12 protein-coding genes and 1 pseudogene are annotated in these 18,764 nt (G+C 74.4%); 8 read left to right on the top strand and 5 right to left on the bottom strand.

Going from position 1 to position 18,764, the window contains the following annotated elements; genetic code table 11:
- The first annotated feature begins 19 nt into the window (after positions 1 to 19).
- From ABT158_RS45890 to ABT158_RS45880, 3 genes are read left to right on the top strand one after another with little or no spacing between them, the layout of a single operon-like run.
- Positions 20 to 1,189 (top strand): ATP-binding protein, encoded by a 1,170-nt coding sequence (locus tag ABT158_RS45890; protein WP_352364858.1) that lies wholly within the window; start codon positions 20 to 22, stop codon positions 1,187 to 1,189.
- Positions 1,186 to 4,956, top strand: coding sequence for a vWA domain-containing protein (locus tag ABT158_RS45885; RefSeq protein WP_352364856.1), 3,771 nt, complete (start codon positions 1,186 to 1,188; stop codon positions 4,954 to 4,956). Before ABT158_RS45890 ends, ABT158_RS45885 begins: the two co-directional genes overlap by 4 nt.
- Entirely contained in the window at positions 4,953 to 6,989 is a 2,037-nt protein-coding gene (locus ABT158_RS45880; protein WP_352364854.1) for a hypothetical protein, read from the top strand. Before ABT158_RS45885 ends, ABT158_RS45880 begins: the two co-directional genes overlap by 4 nt.
- Positions 6,990 to 7,046: 57 nt before the next feature.
- On the opposite strand, the gene glf is transcribed toward ABT158_RS45880, so the two are convergent.
- The 3 genes from glf to ABT158_RS45865 are packed head-to-tail and all read right to left on the bottom strand — an operon-like array spanning position 7,047 to position 10,623.
- Entirely contained in the window at positions 7,047 to 8,195 is a 1,149-nt protein-coding gene (gene glf, locus ABT158_RS45875; protein WP_352364852.1) for a UDP-galactopyranose mutase, read from the bottom strand.
- Positions 8,192 to 8,830: a hypothetical protein gene (locus ABT158_RS45870; RefSeq protein WP_352364850.1), complete on the bottom strand. Its 639-nt coding sequence runs from the start codon at positions 8,828 to 8,830 to the stop codon at positions 8,192 to 8,194. The genes glf and ABT158_RS45870 overlap by 4 nt, the downstream gene beginning before the upstream one ends.
- On the bottom strand, positions 8,827 to 10,623 hold the full coding sequence (locus ABT158_RS45865; protein WP_352364848.1) for a carbamoyltransferase family protein: 1,797 nt from the start codon (positions 10,621 to 10,623) through the stop codon (positions 8,827 to 8,829). The genes ABT158_RS45870 and ABT158_RS45865 overlap by 4 nt, the downstream gene beginning before the upstream one ends.
- Positions 10,624 to 10,822: 199 nt before the next feature.
- Here ABT158_RS45865 and ABT158_RS45860 point away from each other — a divergent pair, with 199 nt between their 5' ends.
- From ABT158_RS45860 to ABT158_RS45840, 5 genes are read left to right on the top strand one after another with little or no spacing between them, the layout of a single operon-like run.
- Positions 10,823 to 11,764, top strand: coding sequence for a glycosyltransferase family 2 protein (locus tag ABT158_RS45860; RefSeq protein WP_352364846.1), 942 nt, complete (start codon positions 10,823 to 10,825; stop codon positions 11,762 to 11,764).
- Entirely contained in the window at positions 11,761 to 12,963 is a 1,203-nt protein-coding gene (locus tag ABT158_RS45855) for an ATP-grasp domain-containing protein (RefSeq protein ID WP_352364844.1), read from the top strand. The genes ABT158_RS45860 and ABT158_RS45855 overlap by 4 nt, the downstream gene beginning before the upstream one ends.
- A complete protein-coding gene (locus tag ABT158_RS45850) occupies positions 12,960 to 14,243 on the top strand; it encodes a phenylacetate--CoA ligase family protein (protein ID WP_352364843.1) in 1,284 nt (427 codons plus the stop codon). The genes ABT158_RS45855 and ABT158_RS45850 overlap by 4 nt, the downstream gene beginning before the upstream one ends.
- The gene (locus ABT158_RS45845) at positions 14,240 to 15,451 is read left to right on the top strand and encodes a polysaccharide biosynthesis protein (protein ID WP_352364841.1); all 1,212 of its coding nucleotides are present in this window, start codon (positions 14,240 to 14,242) and stop codon (positions 15,449 to 15,451) included. Before ABT158_RS45850 ends, ABT158_RS45845 begins: the two co-directional genes overlap by 4 nt.
- The gene (locus tag ABT158_RS45840) at positions 15,448 to 16,746 is read left to right on the top strand and encodes a phenylacetate--CoA ligase family protein (RefSeq protein ID WP_352364839.1); all 1,299 of its coding nucleotides are present in this window, start codon (positions 15,448 to 15,450) and stop codon (positions 16,744 to 16,746) included. Before ABT158_RS45845 ends, ABT158_RS45840 begins: the two co-directional genes overlap by 4 nt.
- Positions 16,747 to 16,883: 137 nt before the next feature.
- Here ABT158_RS45840 and ABT158_RS51370 read toward each other — a convergent pair.
- Together ABT158_RS51370 and ABT158_RS45835 are read right to left on the bottom strand one after the other, a co-directional pair.
- Positions 16,884 to 17,195, bottom strand: a pseudogene (locus ABT158_RS51370) (DUF8817 family protein); the annotation flags it as partial.
- 499 nt (positions 17,196 to 17,694) lie between these two features.
- Positions 17,695 to 18,756 carry an alkene reductase gene (locus ABT158_RS45835; RefSeq protein ID WP_352364838.1) on the bottom strand — a complete coding sequence of 354 codons (1,062 nt, stop codon included), beginning with the start codon at positions 18,754 to 18,756 and terminating at the stop codon, positions 17,695 to 17,697.
- Between the last annotated feature and the right edge of the window lie 8 nt (positions 18,757 to 18,764).

The raw sequence follows: 18,764 nt of genomic DNA, 5'->3' as shown, positions 1-18,764 counted from the left end.
ACGAAGGACACCAAACCCCATGACCCTCACCGACGAGGCGACCCCCGCCACGCAGGTGGTCTCCGCCGAGCAGCGGTACGCCACCGAACTGGCCTTCCTCGCCGCCCACGACGACGGCCCCCGCCCGCCCGGCTGGCTGCTGACGCCGCGCGCCGTCGTGACCTTCATCTGCGGCAGCGGCGAGGAGACCCTCTCCCTGCCCGCCCGCGACGGCCTGCCCGCCCGCGACGGCCTGCCGGCCAAGCTCAAGGTGGCGCCCAAGTTCGTCGGCGAACGCGCGCTGGTCGAGCGCTGCGTTGTGACGCTGGCCGGCGAACGCGGGCTGCTGCTGGTCGGCGAGCCCGGCACGGCCAAGTCGATGTTGTCGGAGCTGCTGGCCGCGGCGGTCTGCGGCACCAGCGCGCTCACCGTCCAGGGCACCGCCGGCACCACCGAGGACGCCTTCCGCTACGGCTGGAACTACGCGCTGCTGCTGGCCCAGGGGCCGAGCAAGGGCGCGCTGGTGGACTCCCCGGTGCTGACCGCCATGCGATCGGGGCGGGTGGCCAGGGTCGAGGAGATCACCCGCTGCCTGCCCGAGGTGCAGGACGCGCTGGTGTCCATCCTGTCCGACCGGCGGGTCAGCGTCCCCGAGCTGGCCGGGACCGACGACGCGCAGGTGGCCGCCGTCCCCGGGTTCACGGTGATCGCCACGGCCAACCTCCGCGACCGCGGTGTGTCGGAGATGTCGGCCGCGCTCAAGCGGCGCTTCAACTTCGAGACCGTCGATCCCATCTCCGACGCCGCGGCCGAGACGTCCCTGGTGCGGCGGCAGGCCACGGCGGTCGTCCAGCGCGCCGGCGCCGGGTTCGCCGTGGACGACGCGGTGCTGGAGGCGCTGGTCACGGTCTTCCGCGACCTGCGCACCGGACGGTCCGGCGAGGGCTGGGACGTCGAGCGGCCGGGCACCGTGATGTCCACCGCCGAGGCGGTGCAGGTGGCGGCCTCGCTCGGCGTCGCGGCCGCGTACCTGCCGGGCGGCGACGTCCTCGACCTGGTGCCCGGCCACCTGCTGGGCGTCGTGCGCAAGGACGACCCCGCCGACCACGGACGGCTGCTCGGCTACTGGGACGGGCCGGTGCGGCGGCGCGCCGAGGACGGCTCGGCCATGTGGCGCCGCCTCTGGGACCTGCGGGAGAACCTCCGTTGACGCCCCAAACGCCAGCCGACCTGACCGACCCGGCCGGCCCCTTCGACCCGGCGGATCTGCTCGACCCGGCGGATCCGCGGGTGGTGGTGGCCGGGCTGGCCGCCGCGACCCGGCCGTACCTGGTGGGGGTGCGGCACCACAGTCCGGCCCTGGCCGTCGTGCTGCCCGAGCTGCTGGAGGCGGCCGACCCGGAGACGGTGTGCGTCGAGCTGCCCGCCGACTTCCAGCAGTGGCTGCCCCACCTGGCCGACCCGGCCACCGTCGCCCCGGTCGCCCTGGCCGGGAACGGCGCGGACGGGCTCGGCTTCTACCCGTTCGCCGACTTCTCCCCTGAGCTGGTGGCGATCCGGTGGGCGGCCAAGCGCGGCGTGGAGGTGCTGTGCTGCGACCTCCCGCTGTCGGACCCGGGCCGGCAGGCCGCCGGGCCCGAGGCCGAGGCCAGCGACGGCCGGCAGGCCACCGGGCCTGAGGCCGAGGCCGCCCGTGGGCCCCGCTTCGCCGCCGCGCTGGCCGCCGCGGGCACCGGGCGGGCGGGCGACGACATGTGGGACCGGGCCGTCGAGGTCCTGGCGCCGGGCTGCGAGCCGGAGGCCGTCCGCCGGGCCGCGCTCGGCGTGGGCTGGGCGCTGCGGCGCGACGCGGCTGCGGGCGGCGGCGTCGAGGCCAGGGACCTGGCGCGGGAGGCGTACATGCGGCGCGTGGTGTCCGCCGCCGCGGCCGGTGGACGCCGGGTCGCCGCGGTCGTGGGCGCCTTCCACGCCCCCGCCCTGCTCACCACCGACGAGCCCCCCGCCCCCGCCCCCTCCAACCCCGCTCCCACCGCCTCCACCGAGTCCGCGCCCGAAGGGTCTGGGCCCGGCGGGGCGCGGGCCGTCACCTCGCTGGTTCCGTACGCCTTCGATCTGCTCGACTCCCGGTCGGGCTACCCGGCCGGGATCCGCGACCCGCGCTGGCAGCAGGCGGTGTTCGAGGCGGACGGCGTACCGGACCGGGTCAGGGACGGCGCCGCCCGCGCGATCACCGACCTGTGCAGGGAGCTGCGGGCCGCCGGGCACACGGCGGGCACCGGCGAGGCCGTCGAGACACTGCGCCTGGCCTGCGACCTCGCCCGCCTGCGCGGCCTGCCCGCCCCCGGCCGCGGCGAGCTGCTGGAGGCGGTGACGACCGTCCTCGGCCAGGGCGAGCCCCTGGGCCGCGGACGCGCGCTGGCCAAGGCGCTCGACACCGTGCTCGTCGGGACGGCCAGGGGCCGCACCGCCCCCGGCACCCCCCGCTCGGGACTCGGCCCCGCCGTCGAGCAGGAGCTGGCCGCGCTCAGGCTGCCCTGCCCGGACGACCCCGACCCGCGCGAGGTACGCCTCGACCCGCTCCGCTCCGACCTGGACGCGCGCCGCGAGGTGCTGCTGCGCCGGCTGCACGTGTGCGGCATCGGCTACGGCGAGCCCATCCAGGTGGCGGGCACCGGCGACGCCACCGCGCTCACCACCAAATGGCGCCTGTCCTGGACGCCCGCCGCCCCCGCGCTGCTCGACCTGGCCGGCGTCCGGGGCGTGACCCCGGCCCAGGCCGCCGCGGGCACACTGCGGGAGACCTACCGGCGCGAGTCCGCGGACGGCGGCCCCACCTGCCGCACCATCCTCGACGGGCTGCGCGCCGCCGCCCGCTGCGACCTGCCGGAACTGGTCGCGCAGCGGCTGGCCGACGCCGCCGGCACGCTGCCCGCCACGGCCACCCTCCCCGAGCTGCTCGACGCCCTCGACCTGCTGGAGGCGCTGCGCCGCGAGCACCTTCCCGGCACCACGCCGGAGGGGCGCGAGCAGGCGGGCGAGCTGGCCGTCACGCTGCTGGAGGCCGCGGTCCGGTCGCTGCCCGGACTCGCCGGCAGCGACCGGCCCGAGGACGCGGTCGCGCTGGTCGCGCTCGCCACGCGGGCCGGGGAGGACCGGCTGGGCCTGCGGCTGGACGACGCGCTGGGCGCGCTGGCGAGCACCGGCGCGCCGCTCGTCCAGGGGGCCGCGCTGGCCGCCCGCGTGCTGCTCGACCTGGACGGCCCCGAGCTCCTCGGCGCGCGGGCCGCCGGCTGGATCGACACCGCCACCACCCCGGACGGCCGCCGCCGGCTGAGCCTGCTGCTGACCGGCGTGCTCACGGCCGCCGGACCGCTGCTCCAGGCGGCGCCCGCCGCGCTCGGCCCGCTGATGGACCGGGTGGACGAGCTGGCGGACAAGGAGTTCCTCGACCGGCTGCCCGCCCTGCGCGGTGGGTTCGACACGCTCGCCCCGGCGGCGCGCGGCCGGCTGCTGGCGGCGGTGTCCGAGCGGCTCGGGGACCGTCCGGACCTGACGCTGGACGCGCCGCCCGACCTGCTGGCCGCCTGGACCACCGCCGACCTGGCCGGCCTGACGGCCCTGCGCATCCTCGGCCTCCTCCCCCCGCACGACGATGTGCCTCCGCAGGACGCCCCGGCCCCGCGCGACGCCCCGGCCCCGCAGGACGACTCGGCCTCGCAGAACGATCCGGCCCCGCAGGACGGCCAGGCCTTCGGTCCGGCCTCGCATGACGGTCCGGTCCCGCCGGTGGACGGTGGGAAGCAGGTGGGCGGTGGGGAGCCGGTGCCGTCGGCGTTCGGGCGGCGGGTGGAGGGCGGGATGCGGATCGGCCCGGCCGACCGGTGGCGGCTGCTGCTCGGGCGGGAGCGCGAACGGCTGCCCGCCGGCGCCCGCCCGTACGCCCGCGCCCTGGACGAGCTTTACGGCGCCGGCCGCGGCGAGGGCGCCGACGACTTCGAGCAGCAGGGCGACACCGGAGGCCAGGGCGACCCGTTCCCCACGGCCCGCGAATGGGCCGACGAGCTGGAGTCCCTGTTCGGCGGCGACGTACGCGAGGAAGTGCTGGCCAGGGCCGCCGACGCCGGACGGCACGACGTGCTCGCCGAGCTGGACCCCGCCGCCGTGCGGCCGTCCGTCGAGCTGCTGACGTCCGTGCTGTCGCTGGCCGGCGGGCTGCCCGAGCAGCAGGTCGCCAAGCTCAGGCCGCTCGTCCGCCGCCTGGTCGCCGAGCTGACCCGCGAGCTGGCGACCCGGCTGAGACCCGCGCTGACCGGCCTGGCCAACCCGCGTCCGACCAGAAGGCCCGGCGGCCGGCTCGACCTGCCGCGCACGCTGCGCGCCAACCTGGCCCACACCCGCCGCCTCGACGACGGACGGCTCGTGGTGGTGCCGGAACGGCCCGTTTTCAGCACGCGGGCCAGGAAGGAGGCCGACTGGCGGCTGATCCTCGTGGTCGACGTGTCGGGGTCGATGGAGGCGTCGGTCGTGTGGTCCGCGCTGACGGCCGCCGTCCTCGCGGGCGTGCCGACGCTCTCGACGCACTTCCTGACGTTCTCCACCCAGGTGATCGACCTGACCGGCCGGGTGGAGGACCCGCTGTCCCTGCTGCTCGAAGTGCGGGTCGGCGGCGGCACGCACATCGCCGCCGGGCTCGCGCACGCCCGGACGCTGGTCACCGTGCCGAGCCGTACGCTCGTGGTCGTCGTCAGCGACTTCGAGGAGGGCTACCCGGTGGGTGGCCTGCTCGGGGAGGTGCGCTCGCTGGCCGGGTCCGGCGTCCACCTGATGGGCTGCGCGGCGCTCGACGACCAGGGCGTGCCCCGTTACTCGCTGCCCATCGCCCAGCAGCTCGTCGCGGCCGGCATGCCGGTCGCGGCGCTCAGCCCGCTCGCCCTCGCCCGCTGGGTGGGGGACCGCCTCCGGGGAGAAGTCCGGTGAACACCTCTGCAACGCTCCCGTCCGCCGCGCCGCACGTGGTGGCCGCCGCCGTCGACGGCCTGACCAGCAGGTTGCGCAAGAAGCTGGACGCGGCCGTCGACCAGTACGCCGCTCTCGACCGGGTGGCCGACGGCGCCGACGTGGTGGTCACGTGCGGTGAGGACGCGGTGGTCACGCTGTCGCCGGGGCCGTCGGGGGTGATCGCGGAGGAGGGGCAGGCCCGCTGCTCCTGCCTCCTCGCCCCCCGCTGCCTCCACCGCGCCGCCCTCCTCACCGCCTGCCCCCTGGCCGACACCCTGCCTCTGGACGACGGGACGGACACACCCCCGTCACCCCCCGGCCAACCGGCCCCGCCCTCCACCGACGGACGCCCCGCCCAGGCAGCCACAGACCCCGGCCGACGACCGGACACCGACCAGACGGGTGCCGAGCCAGGGCCCGATCCAGGAGCCGGCCAGGCGGGTGGCGAATCCGGGTTGGGTGCCCGGTCCGGGCAGGCGGGTGCCGCGTCCGGAGCGGGCTCGAGGGAGGCGGTCGTTCCGGCTGCGGTGATGCCCGGGGCGGCGCAGGTGGCGGCGGCCGTGGGGTTGTGGCGGGCGGCGGCGGCCGTGCTGTCGGCGGGTGTGCCGGGCGCGGGCGCGGTGCCGCAGGCCGAGCTGCTCAGAGCCGCCCACACCGCCCGCCTGGCCGGGCTGCCCAGGGCCGAGGCCGCCACGCTGCGGGTGGTGCGCGGGCTGCGCGCCGCCCGTGCCCGGTACGACAGCCACCGCCTCGCCGACCTGGTCTCCGCCCTGCGGGAGCTGCTGCTCACCGTGGGCCGGCTGGCCGCGTCCGATCCCGACCCGGCGCTGGTCGGCACCGTACGACGCGGCTACCGTCCGAACGGCGGCCTGAAGGTGTACGGCGTCTTCCGCGAGCCCGTGATCAGCAGCACCGGCTACGGCGGGGTGGTCACCCACCTCGTCACCGAGGACGGACGCTGGTTCTCGGTGGCCGACGTCAAGCCCGGCGGTTCCGCCCGTGCCCGTGGCGCGGCCACCGCGACCGTCGCCATCGGGGCGGCCATGATGAGCCACGCGCAACTGGCCCGCGGCGGACTGCTGATCGCCGGGGCCACCGTCTCCCCGGACGGCCGCCTCGGCGCGGGCAAGGGCGTACGGGCCACCCCGGTCGCCGGCCTGGCCTGGACGGACGGGCCGCTCGGCGCGCTGTTCACCCGGCCGCTGTCCGAAGCGGTGGGGGCCCGGCTGTCGGCGGGGGCGTGGAGCGAGGAGGAGTCGGCCGAGCAGGTACGGGAGCCGGTCGGCTGCGACCTGGTGATCGTCGGCGCGGCAGGCGACCACATCCTGGCCCGCGCAGCAGCGGCGGGAGCGGTGGTGGGGGGTGAGGGGCCGGTGGTTCGGCTGGTTCCGGCGAACCGGCATCCCGATCTCGCGTACGTCGAGAACCTGCGGCGGCTCGCCTCGCGGCCCGGCCTGCGGGTGCGCGTGGTCGCCAGGGTCGAGCCCGGCCGGGCGGCGACGCTCGTCCCGCTCGCCGTGGGGCCGGTCGCGGGGGAGGAGGCGACGCTCAGGCTGCCCCCCGAGTGGCAGGGCCGGGCCGACCTCGGCTACGACCGCCTCCAGGGCTCGCACCTGCCCCCCGCCGACGTCTGCCTCCCGCCCGCCGACGCCGGCCCCTCGCCCGGCCAGGGCGCGTACGCCGAGGTGGACCCGCTGGACGGCGCGCCGCTGTGGCGGGTGCGCCGGCTGGTCGAGCTGGCCGTCTCCGGCGGACGCCGGGCGGTCGCCGAGTCCGCGCGCGGCGGGGACGCCCGCGGGCAGGCCGCGTCCCTGCGCCGCGCCGGGTTCCGCACGGCCGCCGACCTGGCCGTCGCGCTCGCCGACGAGGCCGACCGGCGTGAACGTGACGTGTTCGGCAGGCTGGCCGAGGCCGACCCGGACGGGTACGCGCGGGCCTGGCTCGCGGCGGCGACCCACCTGGCCGCCACCGAACGCGCCCTCGTCCGCACCTCCTGGCAGGCCACCCCCTGAAATGCGGGGACCGGGCCGCCCGCCCCACGGGCGGCCCGCTCCCGGGGAGGGGGCGTCCTATTCGGAGGTGTGGGGGGTGAAGCGGGGGCGGAGGCGGTTTTCGTACAGGGTGAGGGCGGCGGCGATGGCCATGTGCATGTCGAGGTACTGGTAGGTGCCCAGGCGTCCGCCGAACCAGACGTCCTGCTCGCCCTTGGTCAGGTCGCGGTACCGGCGCAGCCGGGCACGGTCCTGGGGCGTGTTGATCGGGTAGTACGGCTCGTCGGCCCGGCCGGCGAAGCGCGAGTACTCCCGCATGATCACGGTGGCGTCCGACGGGTACCAGGTGCGTTCGGGATGCAGGTGGCGGAACTCGTGGACGCGCGTCCACGGCAGGTCCTCGTCGGCGTAGTTGATCACCGACGTGCCCTGGAAGTCGCCGGTCGGCAGCACGGACGTCTCGAAGTCGAGCGTCCGCCAGCCCAGCTCGCCCTCGGCGTAGCCGAAGTAGCGGTCCAGCGGCCCGGTGTAGACGACGGGCACCGCGCCGGCCAGGCTCTCCCGCAGGTCGAAGAAGTCGGCGCCGAGCCGGATCTCGATGTGGGGATGGTCGGCCATGCGTTCCAGCCAGGCGGCGTACCCGTCGGTGGGCAGGCCCTGGTAGAGGTCGTCGAAGTAGCGCCCGTCGAAGGTGTAGCGCACCGGCAGCCGGCCGATGATCTCGGCGGGCAGCTCGGCCGGGGCCGTCTGCCACTGCTTGGCGGTGTAGCCGCGGATGAACGCCTCGTACAGCGGCCGGCCGATCAGCGAGATCGCCTTCTCCTCGAGGTTGCCGGCGCTGGTCACCTCGGCGGCCTGCCGGGCGACCAGGTCGCGGGCCTCGTCGGGGCTGAGGTGGCGGCCGAAGAAGGCGCAGATCGTGCCCAGGTTGATGGGCATCGGGTAGACCTGCCCCTTGTGCACCGAAAAGACCCGGTGTTCGTACGGCGTGAACGACGTGAACCTCTGGGCGTACTCCCACACACGAGCGTTGGACGTGTGGAACAGGTGCGACCCGTACCGGTGGACCTCGATGCCGGTCTGCGGCTCGCGCTCGCTGTAGGAGTTGCCGCCGACGTGATCCCTGCGCTCCAGCACCAGCACGCGCATCCCCAGCTCGGACGCGCACCGCTCGGCCACGGTCAGCCCGAACAGACCGGAGCCGACGACGACTAAGTCGGCGTTCATGCGGCTGCGGGGACGAGCCGGTCCAGCCACCGCCGCACGGGCAGCGCCAGCACGACCCCGGCCAGGACGAGGTGGACGAGGAAGAAGATCACTGCCACGGCGACGCTCGGCGGCCCGCCGACGAACACCGCGATGTGCGAGGCCCACGTCAGCGTGCCGGGCCGGCCCTGCGGCCAGTCGCCGAGCAGCCACATCGACAGGTCGTTCAGCCCGGAGATCACCACCAGGACGCCGGCGAGCCCGACCTTCACCACGCGGTCGGAGCGCGCCCCGCCCAGCCGGTAGGCGAACAGCACGGCCAGCACGGTGAAGGAGTTCATGAAGAGCATGAACTGGTAGAGCTCGGGGAAGGCGGCCTTCTGGTCGGCGGACTCGGCGTAGGAGAAGATGTGCAGCACGTTGACCGTGTCGAGCACGCCCATGTAGCCGACGACCAGCGCGCACATCAGCGCCATGCCCAGCCCAGGACGCCGCGGGAACCCGGCCACGGCCAGCACCGCGAACACCAGCGGGCTGACCTTCCACAGCGCTTCGAGCGGGTTGTCCAGAGTACGGTCGGGCGGCAGGATCACCATGATCATGGTGGCCGCCCCGGCGCCCAGGACGGCGGGCGCCAGCCACAACCAACGCCTCAACGAACGTCCTTCTCGGTGAAGAACGGTCCCAGGGCCAGGGCGTCCATGTCGGTCTTGAGGTAGCAGCGCACGGCGTCCTCGGGGGTGCACACGATGGGCTCCTCGTTGTCGTTGAACGAGGTGTTGACCACCATGGGCACGCCGGTCAGCTCCGCGAAGCGGGAGATCATCGCGTGGTAGCGCGGGTTGTCGGCCGCCGAGACCGTCTGGACGCGGGCGGTGCCGTCCTCGTGCGTGATCGCCGGCACCTTGTCCCGCTGGTGCTCCAGCACGTCGAACACGAGCAGCATGACGGGCGAGGGGTAGCCGCTGGCGAAGTACTCGCCGGCGTGCTCGGCCAGGCAGGAGGGCGCGAAGGGGCGGAACGGCTCGCGGTGCTTGACCTTCTCGTTGAGCCGGTCCTTGGCGTCGGCGCGGCGCGGGTCGGCCAGGATCGAGCGGTTGCCGAGCGCGCGCGGCCCGCACTCCATGCGGCCCTGGAACCAGCCGACGATCTTGCCGTCGGCCAGCGCCCGCGCCGTCGTGTCGTTGATGTCGTCGGTGCGCCGGTAGTCGAGGCCGGCGTCCTGGAGCGCCCGCTCCATCTCCTCCTCGCCGAACTGCGGGCCGAGGAAGATGTACTCCTCGTCGCGCGGGCGGCGCATGCCGTACTTCTCCACGCCCAGCAGCAGCGCCGCACCCAGCGCCGAGCCGTCGTCGGCGGCGGCGGGCTGGGCGAAGAAGTCCTCGAACGGCGTCTCCAGCAGGATGCGGCCGTTCATGACGCTGTTCAGCGCGACGCCGCCGGCGGTGACCAGGCGGGTCTGCCCGGTCTTGGCCTGCAGCCAGCGCGCCACGTGCAGGCCGGTGCGCTCCAGCGTGGCCTGCAGCGCGTACGCGACGTCGGCGTAGTGCTGGTTGGGGATGGCGCGCTCGCGCGGCCTGGCCGGGCCGAAGCGCTCCAGGAACTTGGCCGACATCTGGTGCTTGCCGGTGGCGTGGTGCCGGAACCAGCTCAGGTCCAGCTCGAAGTGGCCGTCGGGGCCCAGGCGGACCAGGTCGGCGAAGTCGTCCACGTAGCGGTCGGTGCCGTACGCGGCCAGGCCCATGACCTTGCCCTCGTCCCGGGTCGGGTTGAAGCCGAGGTAGCCGGTGACGCCGGCGTACATGGCGCCCAGCGAGTGCGGGAACTTGACCCGGCGGATGTCGTGGATCCGGCCGCCCTTGCCCAGCCCGAGGTAGGTGGAGGTGCCGTCGCTGCCGATGCCGTCCCAGGTGATGATCGCCGACTCCTGGTACGGCGAGATGAAGAAGGCGCTGGCGGCGTGGGCGCGGTGGTGGTCCATCAGGTGGACCTTGAACTTCGTCGGGCCCCGGAAGTTCTGCGACTCGCGCAGGATCTTCTCCAGCGTGAACCCGCGCCGCAGGTGCAGCAGCAGCGCGCCGCCGACGTTGTAGTCGTCCGGGTGGGCCTGGCCCTTCTGGTCGGACAGCGTCTCCAGCAGGCCGCTGGCCTTGTCGCCGTAGTCGCCGGCGTCGTTGCGGAAGACGGCCAGCGTGTGGGGCAGGTGCCGGGCGAAGTGGCCGAGCGCGTGCAACGTCTCGCGGGGCGCCTGCCAGTAGTAGGCGACGTGGTCGACGTCGGCCAGCGTGATGCCGGCCTCCTCCAGGCAGTAGCGCACGGCCTGCGCGGGAAACCGGCCGTCGTGCTTGACCCTGGTGAACCGCTCCTCCTCGGCGAAGGCCACGATCTTCCCGTCGGCCACCAGGGCCGCCGCCGAGTCGTGGACCTGGCTGATGCCGAGCACATACATGAATGCCCCCTGACAATGCGCATGACCCAGCGGCCCCGCGTCGGAGATCTTCCTAACAAACCGTCCGGAAAGAAATCAATACCTAGCTTTTGTCTGACGCGTATGGATATATTCCGCAACCGGGGTCGTAGCCGGGTGGGAATGCCCGGGCCCTGTCACAGGGTGAACCGGGGTTGATACACGTGGTGAAGACCGTTCCATGAATGAACATCCGCTTCCGGTTCCGCCGGACGGCCTGGCACTCACCGTGGTCGTTCCGTGCCTGAACGAGGCCGACAACATCCCTGACACCTATCGCGAAATCGCAGACGCGCTGGGTGACCAGGGCGAACTCGAAATTCTCTTCGTCGATGACGGCAGTACGGACGACACGCTCGCGCGCATTCGCCTGCTCGCCGAGAGTGACAATCGCGTGTCGTTCATATCGTTGTCGAAGAATTTCGGCGTGGAGGCCGCCTTCTCGGCCGGTTATCGGTACGCCCGAAACCCATGGGTGCTGCACCTGGACGCCGACCTGCAGTTCCCGCCCACCGAGGCCAAGCGGCTGATCGAGCGGGCGGCCGACGGGTACGACGCGGTGTTCGGCATCCGGGTGGACCGCAAGGACCCCTGGCCGCGGCGGACCGCGTCGATCGTGCACGACTGGCTGGCGCGGCGGCTGCTGGGCATCGAGATCCCGCCGCGCGCCACGACGTTCCGCCTGGTCCGCACGGAGATCGCACGCCGGATCGTGGACCTGCGGCTCGGCACGCCGTACTTCCTGGCCACGCTGCCGCGCCTGACGCGCGCCTGGACGACCGTGCCCACCGCGCACCGGCCGCGGGTGCACGGCTCGTCCAAGGTGACCGTGCGCGGGCTGGCCAGGCACTCGCTGGACCTGTTCTTCGGCTTCTCGTCGCGGCCCATCTCGGCCGCGGTGTGGGCGGGCCTGATCGGCCTGCCCGTGGCGCTGCTGGCCGGGATCACCGGCAGCGCAATGCTGTTCGGGCTGGCGCTGGCCGCCGCCCTGTTCGGGCTGAGCATGATGGCCCGCACGCTTCTGCACATCTCTCGCGGTCAGGCCCGTCCGCCGCTGTTCCTCGTACGGGAGGCCAACGTGCCGGTCGATTCCGCTGACCTGCTCGCCGGGAGGCTCACGTGACCCGCGCCCGCCGCACCATCGCGGTCCTCGGCGGCGCGGACGGCGCCATCAGCACCATCCGCGCCGCGGCCCGCCTCGGCGTGCGCACGATCTGCGTGGACATGCGGGCCGACGCCCCCGGCGTCGCGCACGCCGACGAGTTCCTCGACCTCAGCACCCGCGACGTGCCGCGGGTCGCGCGGGCCCTGGCCGAGCGCGACGACCTGGCCGGCGTGGTCTCCCCGGCCAGCGACGTCAACCTGCCCTCGCAGCTCGCCCTGGCCGCCCGGCTGGGCCTGCCGTGCGGGCTGTCGGAGGGCGCGGTGCGCGGCTCGGTCGACAAGGGCTGGTTCCGCGCGATGTGCGCCCGGCTCGGCCTGCCCGGCCCCCGCCACGTCAGCGGCGCCGCGGAGGAGGTGCTGCGCGACGCCCCCGACCTGGGCTTCCCGCTCATGGTCAAGCCGGTGGACTCCTCCGGCAGCCGCGGCGTGTCGCTGTGCCGCGCGCCGGACGAGCTGCCCGAGGCCGTGGGGCTGGCCAGGGAGTGGTCGCTGTCCGGCCGCGTCGTGGCCGAGGAGTTCCTGGAGGGCGCCCACTACACGGCCGAGGCGTTCGTGATCGGCGGCAAGGTGGCGCTGATCGGCCTGGCCGAACGGGAGCTGACCCCGCCGCCGCTGTTCATCACCGTCCAGCACACCATGCCGGGCCCCGGCCACGTCACCGACGCCGTGCGCCCGATGCTCGACGCGATCTGCGCCGAGACCGGGCTGCGCGAAGGACCGCTCAGCGCCGACGTGCTGGTCACCGGGACGGGCGAGGTCGTGCTCGTCGAGATGGGCGCCCGCCTGGGCGGCAACGGCCTGGCCGAGCTGCTGGGCCTGGTGCACGGCGTGGACGTGGTCGAGCAGTACGTGCTGTCGGCCATGGGCGAGACGCCGTCCCTGACCCCGGCGGCGACCCGGTACGGCGCGGTCCGCGTGCTCAACGCCGAACGCGACGGGAAGCTGGTCAGGGTGGACGGCGAGGAGCAGGTCAGGGCGCTGCCCGGCGTCGTCGACCTGGTGCTGGCCGCCGCCCCCGGCGACCACGTGGAGCGCTACACGCGGGCGGGCGCCAAGCTCGGCTACCTGACCGTCGCCGCCTCCGGCCGGGACGCCCTGGCCGGCGTGCTGGCCGAGGCCACCGGGCTGCTCCGCTTCGAGATCGGGGACGGCCTGTGAGCCATGGACTGGGCGTCGCCGTGCGGGAGGTGCGGCACGTCGTGGACGCCTTCCGCGCCATCCGCCGCCCGCGCGCCGAGACCGACCGGCTCACCCTCGACGGCCTGCGCGACCTGCTGGCCTTCGCCCGCGCGCACGTGCCGCACTACGCCGACCCGCGCTACGACGTGCCCCTGCACAGCCTGGCCGACCTGGCGAAACTGCCGATCCTGGACAAGGCCACCGTGCTGGACGGCGACCTGTCCCGCTTCCACACGCCCGGCCTGAGCACCAAGGACTACCGGCTGGACCGTACGAGCGGGACCACGGGCCGCGTCCTGGAGGTGCGGCACGACGTGGCCGCCTACGGCTACCACGGCGCGACCATCTTCCGCCGCTTCCTGCTGTCGGGCTACCGGCCGTGGTGGCGGATCGCGCACATCAAGCCGTTCCCCCGCCCGCTGCGCTGGTTCCAGCGGCTCGGCCTGTTCCCGCGCACGGTCATCGGCGCCGGGCAGGGCGACGCGAAGATCCTGGCCGACGTGCTGAAGGTGCGCCCGCACCTGATCATGGGCTACCCGGTGGTGCTGCGCGGGCTGCTGCGCGCCGCCTCCCCCGCCGACGTGGCCCGGCTGCGGCGCACGCTGCGCATGGTCATGACCGACTCCGAACTGCTCACCGACGAGGTGCGCGAGCTGCTGCAGAACGGCTTCGGCGTCCCGGTGTTCGACGAGTACTCGGCCTACGAGGTGCTGACCGTCTCCACCCAGTGCGACCGGGGCGCGATGCACGTGGACGAGGACCGCGTCCGCCTGGAGATCGTGGGCGACGACGGCAGGCCGGTGCCCGACGGCCAGGACGGCGCGGTCGTGGTGACCCACTTCAGGGAACGGGCGATGCCGCTGATCCGCTACCGCCTGGGCGACCGCGGCATGATCGTGCCGGGGGAGTGCGGCTGCGGCAACCGGTTCATGCGCATGCGGGTGACCGGCGGCCGGTCCGACGACTACATCACCTTCCCCGGCGGCCACCGCGTCTACACGGCCACGTTCCTGTCGCTGGCCATGTGGACGCCGGGCGTGGCCGAGAGCATGGTCCGCCAGGACGCCGACGGCAACGTCACCGTCCACCTGGTCCCCGAGGCGGGCCGGGACTTCGACGAGGTGGCCGCGGCCTACCGGGACGGGCTGGCCAAGCAGGTGGGCGGCCCGGTCGAGGTGCGCTTCGAGCAGGCCGAACGGGTCACGCTCACCCCCGGCGGCAAGGGCAGGTTCGTCGAGTCGGCACAGGCCGGCCCGTGACCGTGAGCCTGCGCCGCAGGCCCCCGCCACGCCTCGTGGCGGTGACGGCGGCCCTGTTCGCCGGGCGCGGCGCGTTCCGCGCCGCCCTGTGGACCGCCAACCTGGTGCTGCTCGGCCTCTGGGGCGCCGAGGAGTTCGCCCTGTACGCCACCGCCAACGGCGTGTCCGGCTGGCTGCTGGCGCTGACGTCCAGCGGCATCGAGAAGGCGGCGCTCGCGCTGGTGCCGCGGCGCGGCGGGCAGACGCTGCGGCCGCTGTTCATGCTGCTGGCGGCCACGCCGTTCGCGCTGGCCGTGCCCGTGTGGCTGGCTTTGGTGGCGGCCGACCCCGGCGGCGCGCCCGCCCGGTACGCGGCCGCCGCCGCCTACGCCTGCGGGCTGGGCTGCTGCGCGGTCATGGCGGCGCTGAACCGGCTGCGCGGGCGAGCGCGGGCCGACGTGTTCGCCTACCTGACGCTCGCCGTCGCGCAGGCGTCCGGCGTGGGGCTGGTGGCCCTGACCGGGATGCGGGCCAATGCGCTGCTGGCCCTGCACGTCGGCGTGCTGGCCGTGCTGAACGCCGTGCTGGCGGCTGGGCTGATCCGCGGGCGCTCCGGCAAGGCGGACAAGGGCGCCTACCGGCCGGCCGTACGCGCGGCGGCGCTGCTCAGCGTCGGCGAGGTGACCGCGGTCGCGGCCACCTCGGTGACGTTCGCGTACTTCGCGCACCTGGACGACGCGCACAAGACCAGCGTCTTCTACGTGTGGTCGGTGGCGCTGTCGGTGGTCGTGATGGGCGTGTCGTACCTGCTGCGCATCCTCCAGCCGCGGGTGGCGGTCTGGATCGAGGGCACGGGCGAGGCCGGCGCCCGCCGGATGGCGCGGCGCATCCTCGCGCCCGCCGTGCCGGCCGGCGCCCTGGCGGTGGTCGTGCTCGGGGTGGTGCTGGCGGGCGGCCAGCGGGGCATGGTGGCGACCGGCGCGGCGCTGCTGGCCGAGGCGGCCCTGACGGTGGCCGTGCTGCCCGCGTTCCTGCTGGTGGAGAACACCGACGACCGGGGACGGCGGCTGGCCGCGGTGGCCGCGTGCCTGCAGTTCGCGGTGGTCGCCGCCGCCGGATGGTTCCTGGTGCCCGCCGCGGCGGCGTTCGGCGCGCTGCTGGCGTACTGCGCGGGCGAGGTGGTCAAGGGCGGCGTCATGCTGGCCACGCTGAAGAAGGAGACCTCATGAAGGGCTTGCCCAGCACGATCCCGGTGGTGCCGGTGGTGCGGAACCTGTACCTGGCGCGCTCGCGGGACCGGATGGACCCGGCCCGGCTCCAGGTCGTGCAGGACCGGCTGCTGACGGGGCTCGTCCGCCACGCGCACGCCAACGTGCCGTACTACCGCCGCGTGTTCCCGGCCGACGCCGTGGCGGCGCTGTCCACCGCCGCCGACCTGGCCGCCCTGCCGATGCTGAACCGGACGACGCTGCGGGACCTGCCGCCCGCCGAGCTGATGGCCACCGGGTTCACCCCCGACAACACCCGCGAGGCGCCCACCAGCGGCTCCTCCGGCGTGCCCATCCGTCCCTTCTACTCCGAGGGCGACCTCGGCTACCTGCGCGCCACCTACCTCCAGGACCTGCTGGCCTCGGGCCTGCGCCCCTGGGACCGGATCGGCTACTTCCGGGTGGGCGAGTTCCGGCCGCACCGGCTGCAGCGGCTCGGCCTGGCCCGCACGGTCCACGTCAACACCAGCCGGAGCCTGGACGAGCAGGTCGAGGCGTTCCTGCGCGGACGGCCGACGTTCCTGTGGGGCTTCCCCGGCTGCATCGTCACCCTGGTGGACGAGCTGCGCCGCAGGAAGATCGCCTACCGTCGCGTGCACACCGTCATCTTCGCCGGCGAGACGCTCACCCCCGAGGCCCGCGAGCACGTGCTGAACTACTTCGGGGCGCGCGGTCACGAGGTGTACGCCTCGGTGGAGGCGTACACGATCGGCCGCACCTGCCCCGAGGGCGCGATGCACCTGCGCTCGGCCGACGTGGTGGTGGAGGTGCTGCACGACGACGGCAGCGTGTCGCTGGCCGACGGCGAGGGCGAGGTGCTGGTGACCCGGCTGCACGCCGAGGCGATGCCGCTGATCCGCTACCGGCTCGGCGACCGCGTGCTCATCGAGCCGGACGACTGCCCGTGCCGCGCCTTCCACACCCCGATCATCCGCCGGATCCAGGGACGGACCGAGGACCGCGTCGTGGCCGCCGACGGGCGTACGGTGCACGCCAACTTCCTCACCAACCCGGCCGTGATGCCGACGGCGGGGGTGCGCGGCGTGCAGGTGCTCCAGTACCGGCCGGGCGCGGTGGAGATCCTGCTGGTGCCCTCGCCGTCGGCCCCCGCCGACCTGGCCGGGCGGGTCCGCGACGCCGTGGCCGCCGTCGCCACGGACTTCGAGGTGACCGCGCGCACGGTGGACAGCATCACCCCGGAGCCCAACGGCAAGGTGCGGATGGTCAAGATCATGCACAACACCCCCGCCTCCTGACGCCCTCCCCGGCCCGGGGAGCTTGCCGCAGGTCCTCCGGCCGTCAGCTGGGCCCGAGCCATTCGCGCAGGCCGGCGAGGTGGCCGAGCTCGGACTCGACGCGCCGCCGGTCGTCGGGGGTGAGCTCGGCGCCGCGGCAGGCCCGAGCTCAGCACCTTGCCGTAGGCCCGGCGCATGGCCGCGACCAGCGCGGCGTGGTACGGCGCCACGGCGTCGACCAGGACCAGGCACGCCCCGGTCGCCTCCCGGGCGGGGTCGAAGTCCTGCGGCGCGGGGCCGAAATGCAGGTCGAACCCGCTCCAGCGCATCGCCAGATAGACGTAGGGCCGGGTCTGCCGGTGGGTGACGGTGAACCCCAGCGCCTCGAAGAACTCCAGGGTCTGCTCGGGGGAAGGACAGGGCAGCACCGGAACCGTCGTCTCGTTGGGCCGGATCGCGGGCTCGCTCATGGATTCCACCTCTCGGGTCATCCGCCGATGCCGGCAGCTCCGGCGGCCTCCCGCATATGGATCGTTCCATGACGGTTCCGCGGCCCCATCTGCTGAATTCCGAGCCGCAATCGATCGGACAATGTGATTTTCCCGATGCATTCGAATGACGGGCGGTCGGAGGCGAATTTCCGGCGATCCGCCCGCCCTGAATTCGCCGTGGAATTGTTTTCCACTGAATCACGCACGGGACGAAGAATGCGCGGGAAAAGGGCGCTGATCACATTTCGGTGACTACGGCGGCCGGAGGCGGGCATCGGGGCTGGTGGCGTCCTGTTCGCGCGGGTCCGGGCCGATCGCCGCCGGGGCGTGACGCGCGGACCTTCCTTGACATCGCCTCCGACCGTCTTCTCCGCAAGGAGGCCGCTTTATCGGCCGACCGAAATTCCGGCCGGCCGCATCCTTGAAGATCAAAAAGGATGGCGTCGCCTGATCGGGTCCGCGGCCCGCGGCCGGCCGGTCAGGGCAGGGCCGGGTAGTCGGTGTAGCCCGCGGCGTCGCCGCCGTAGAAGGTGGCCGGGTCCGGGGCGTTGAGCGGCGCGCCGGTCGCCAGACGGCGGGGCAGGTCGGGGTTGGCGAGGAAGAGCCGGCCGAAGGCGATCAGGTCCGCGGTGCCGTCCTCGATCAGCGCGAGCTCCTCCGGGCCGGTCGGGCGGTCGCCGGTGTGCGGGTTCAGGACGAGCGGGCCGGGGAAGAGCCGCCGCAGGGCGCGCGTCAGCTCCCGGTCGGCGGCCTCCATGACGTGCAGGTACGCCAGCCCCAGCCCGGACGTCCGGCCCAGCAGCTCCTCGTAGACCGGCCGCGGGTCGGGCTCGTGCATGTCGTTGTTCGGCATCCCGGGGGAGATCCGCAACGCGGTGCGGTCGCCGCCGATCGCGCCGGCCACGGCGGAGACGACCGCCACGGCGAACCGGGCGTGCCCGGCCGCCGAGCCGCCCCAGCCGTCGGTGCGCCGGTTGGTGCCGGGGGCGAGGAACTGGTGGATCAGGTAGCCGTTGGCGCCGTGCAGCTCCACGCCGTCGAAACCGGCCTCGACGGCGTTGCGGGCGGCGTTCGCGAAGTCGGCGACGGTCCGCTCGATCTCGGGCTCCGTCAGCTCGCGCGGGGTGACGAACTCCTTGACGCCGTCGGGGGTGAACAGCCGCCCGCGCGCGGCCACCGGCGACGGCGCGACCGGGACCGCCCCCTCGGGCAGCAGCACCGGATGGCCGATCCGGCCGGTGTGCAGGAGCTGGGCGAAGATCCTGCCGCCCGCCGCGTGCACCGCGCCGGTGACCTCGCGCCAGGCGGCGACCTGCGCGGCGCTGTGCAGGCCGGGCGTGAAGGGATAGCCCTGGCCGAGCACCGACGGCTGGACGCCCTCCGTGACGATCAGCCCGGCGGAGGCGCGCTGGGCGTAGTACCGGGCCGTCAGGCTCGTCACCAGCCCGTCGCGGGCGCGGCTGCGGGTCATCGGGGCCATGACGACCCGGTTGGCCAGCTTCGTGCCGCCCACGGCGATCGGATCGAAGGCGATGGACATGGAGATCT

Source organism: Nonomuraea sp. NPDC001636 (genome assembly GCF_040298265.1).
In the GTDB taxonomy this organism is placed as follows: domain Bacteria; phylum Actinomycetota; class Actinomycetes; order Streptosporangiales; family Streptosporangiaceae; genus Nonomuraea.
The sequence above is the reverse complement of the archived record's forward strand: the minus strand, read 5'-3'. Positions and strand labels throughout refer to the sequence as shown.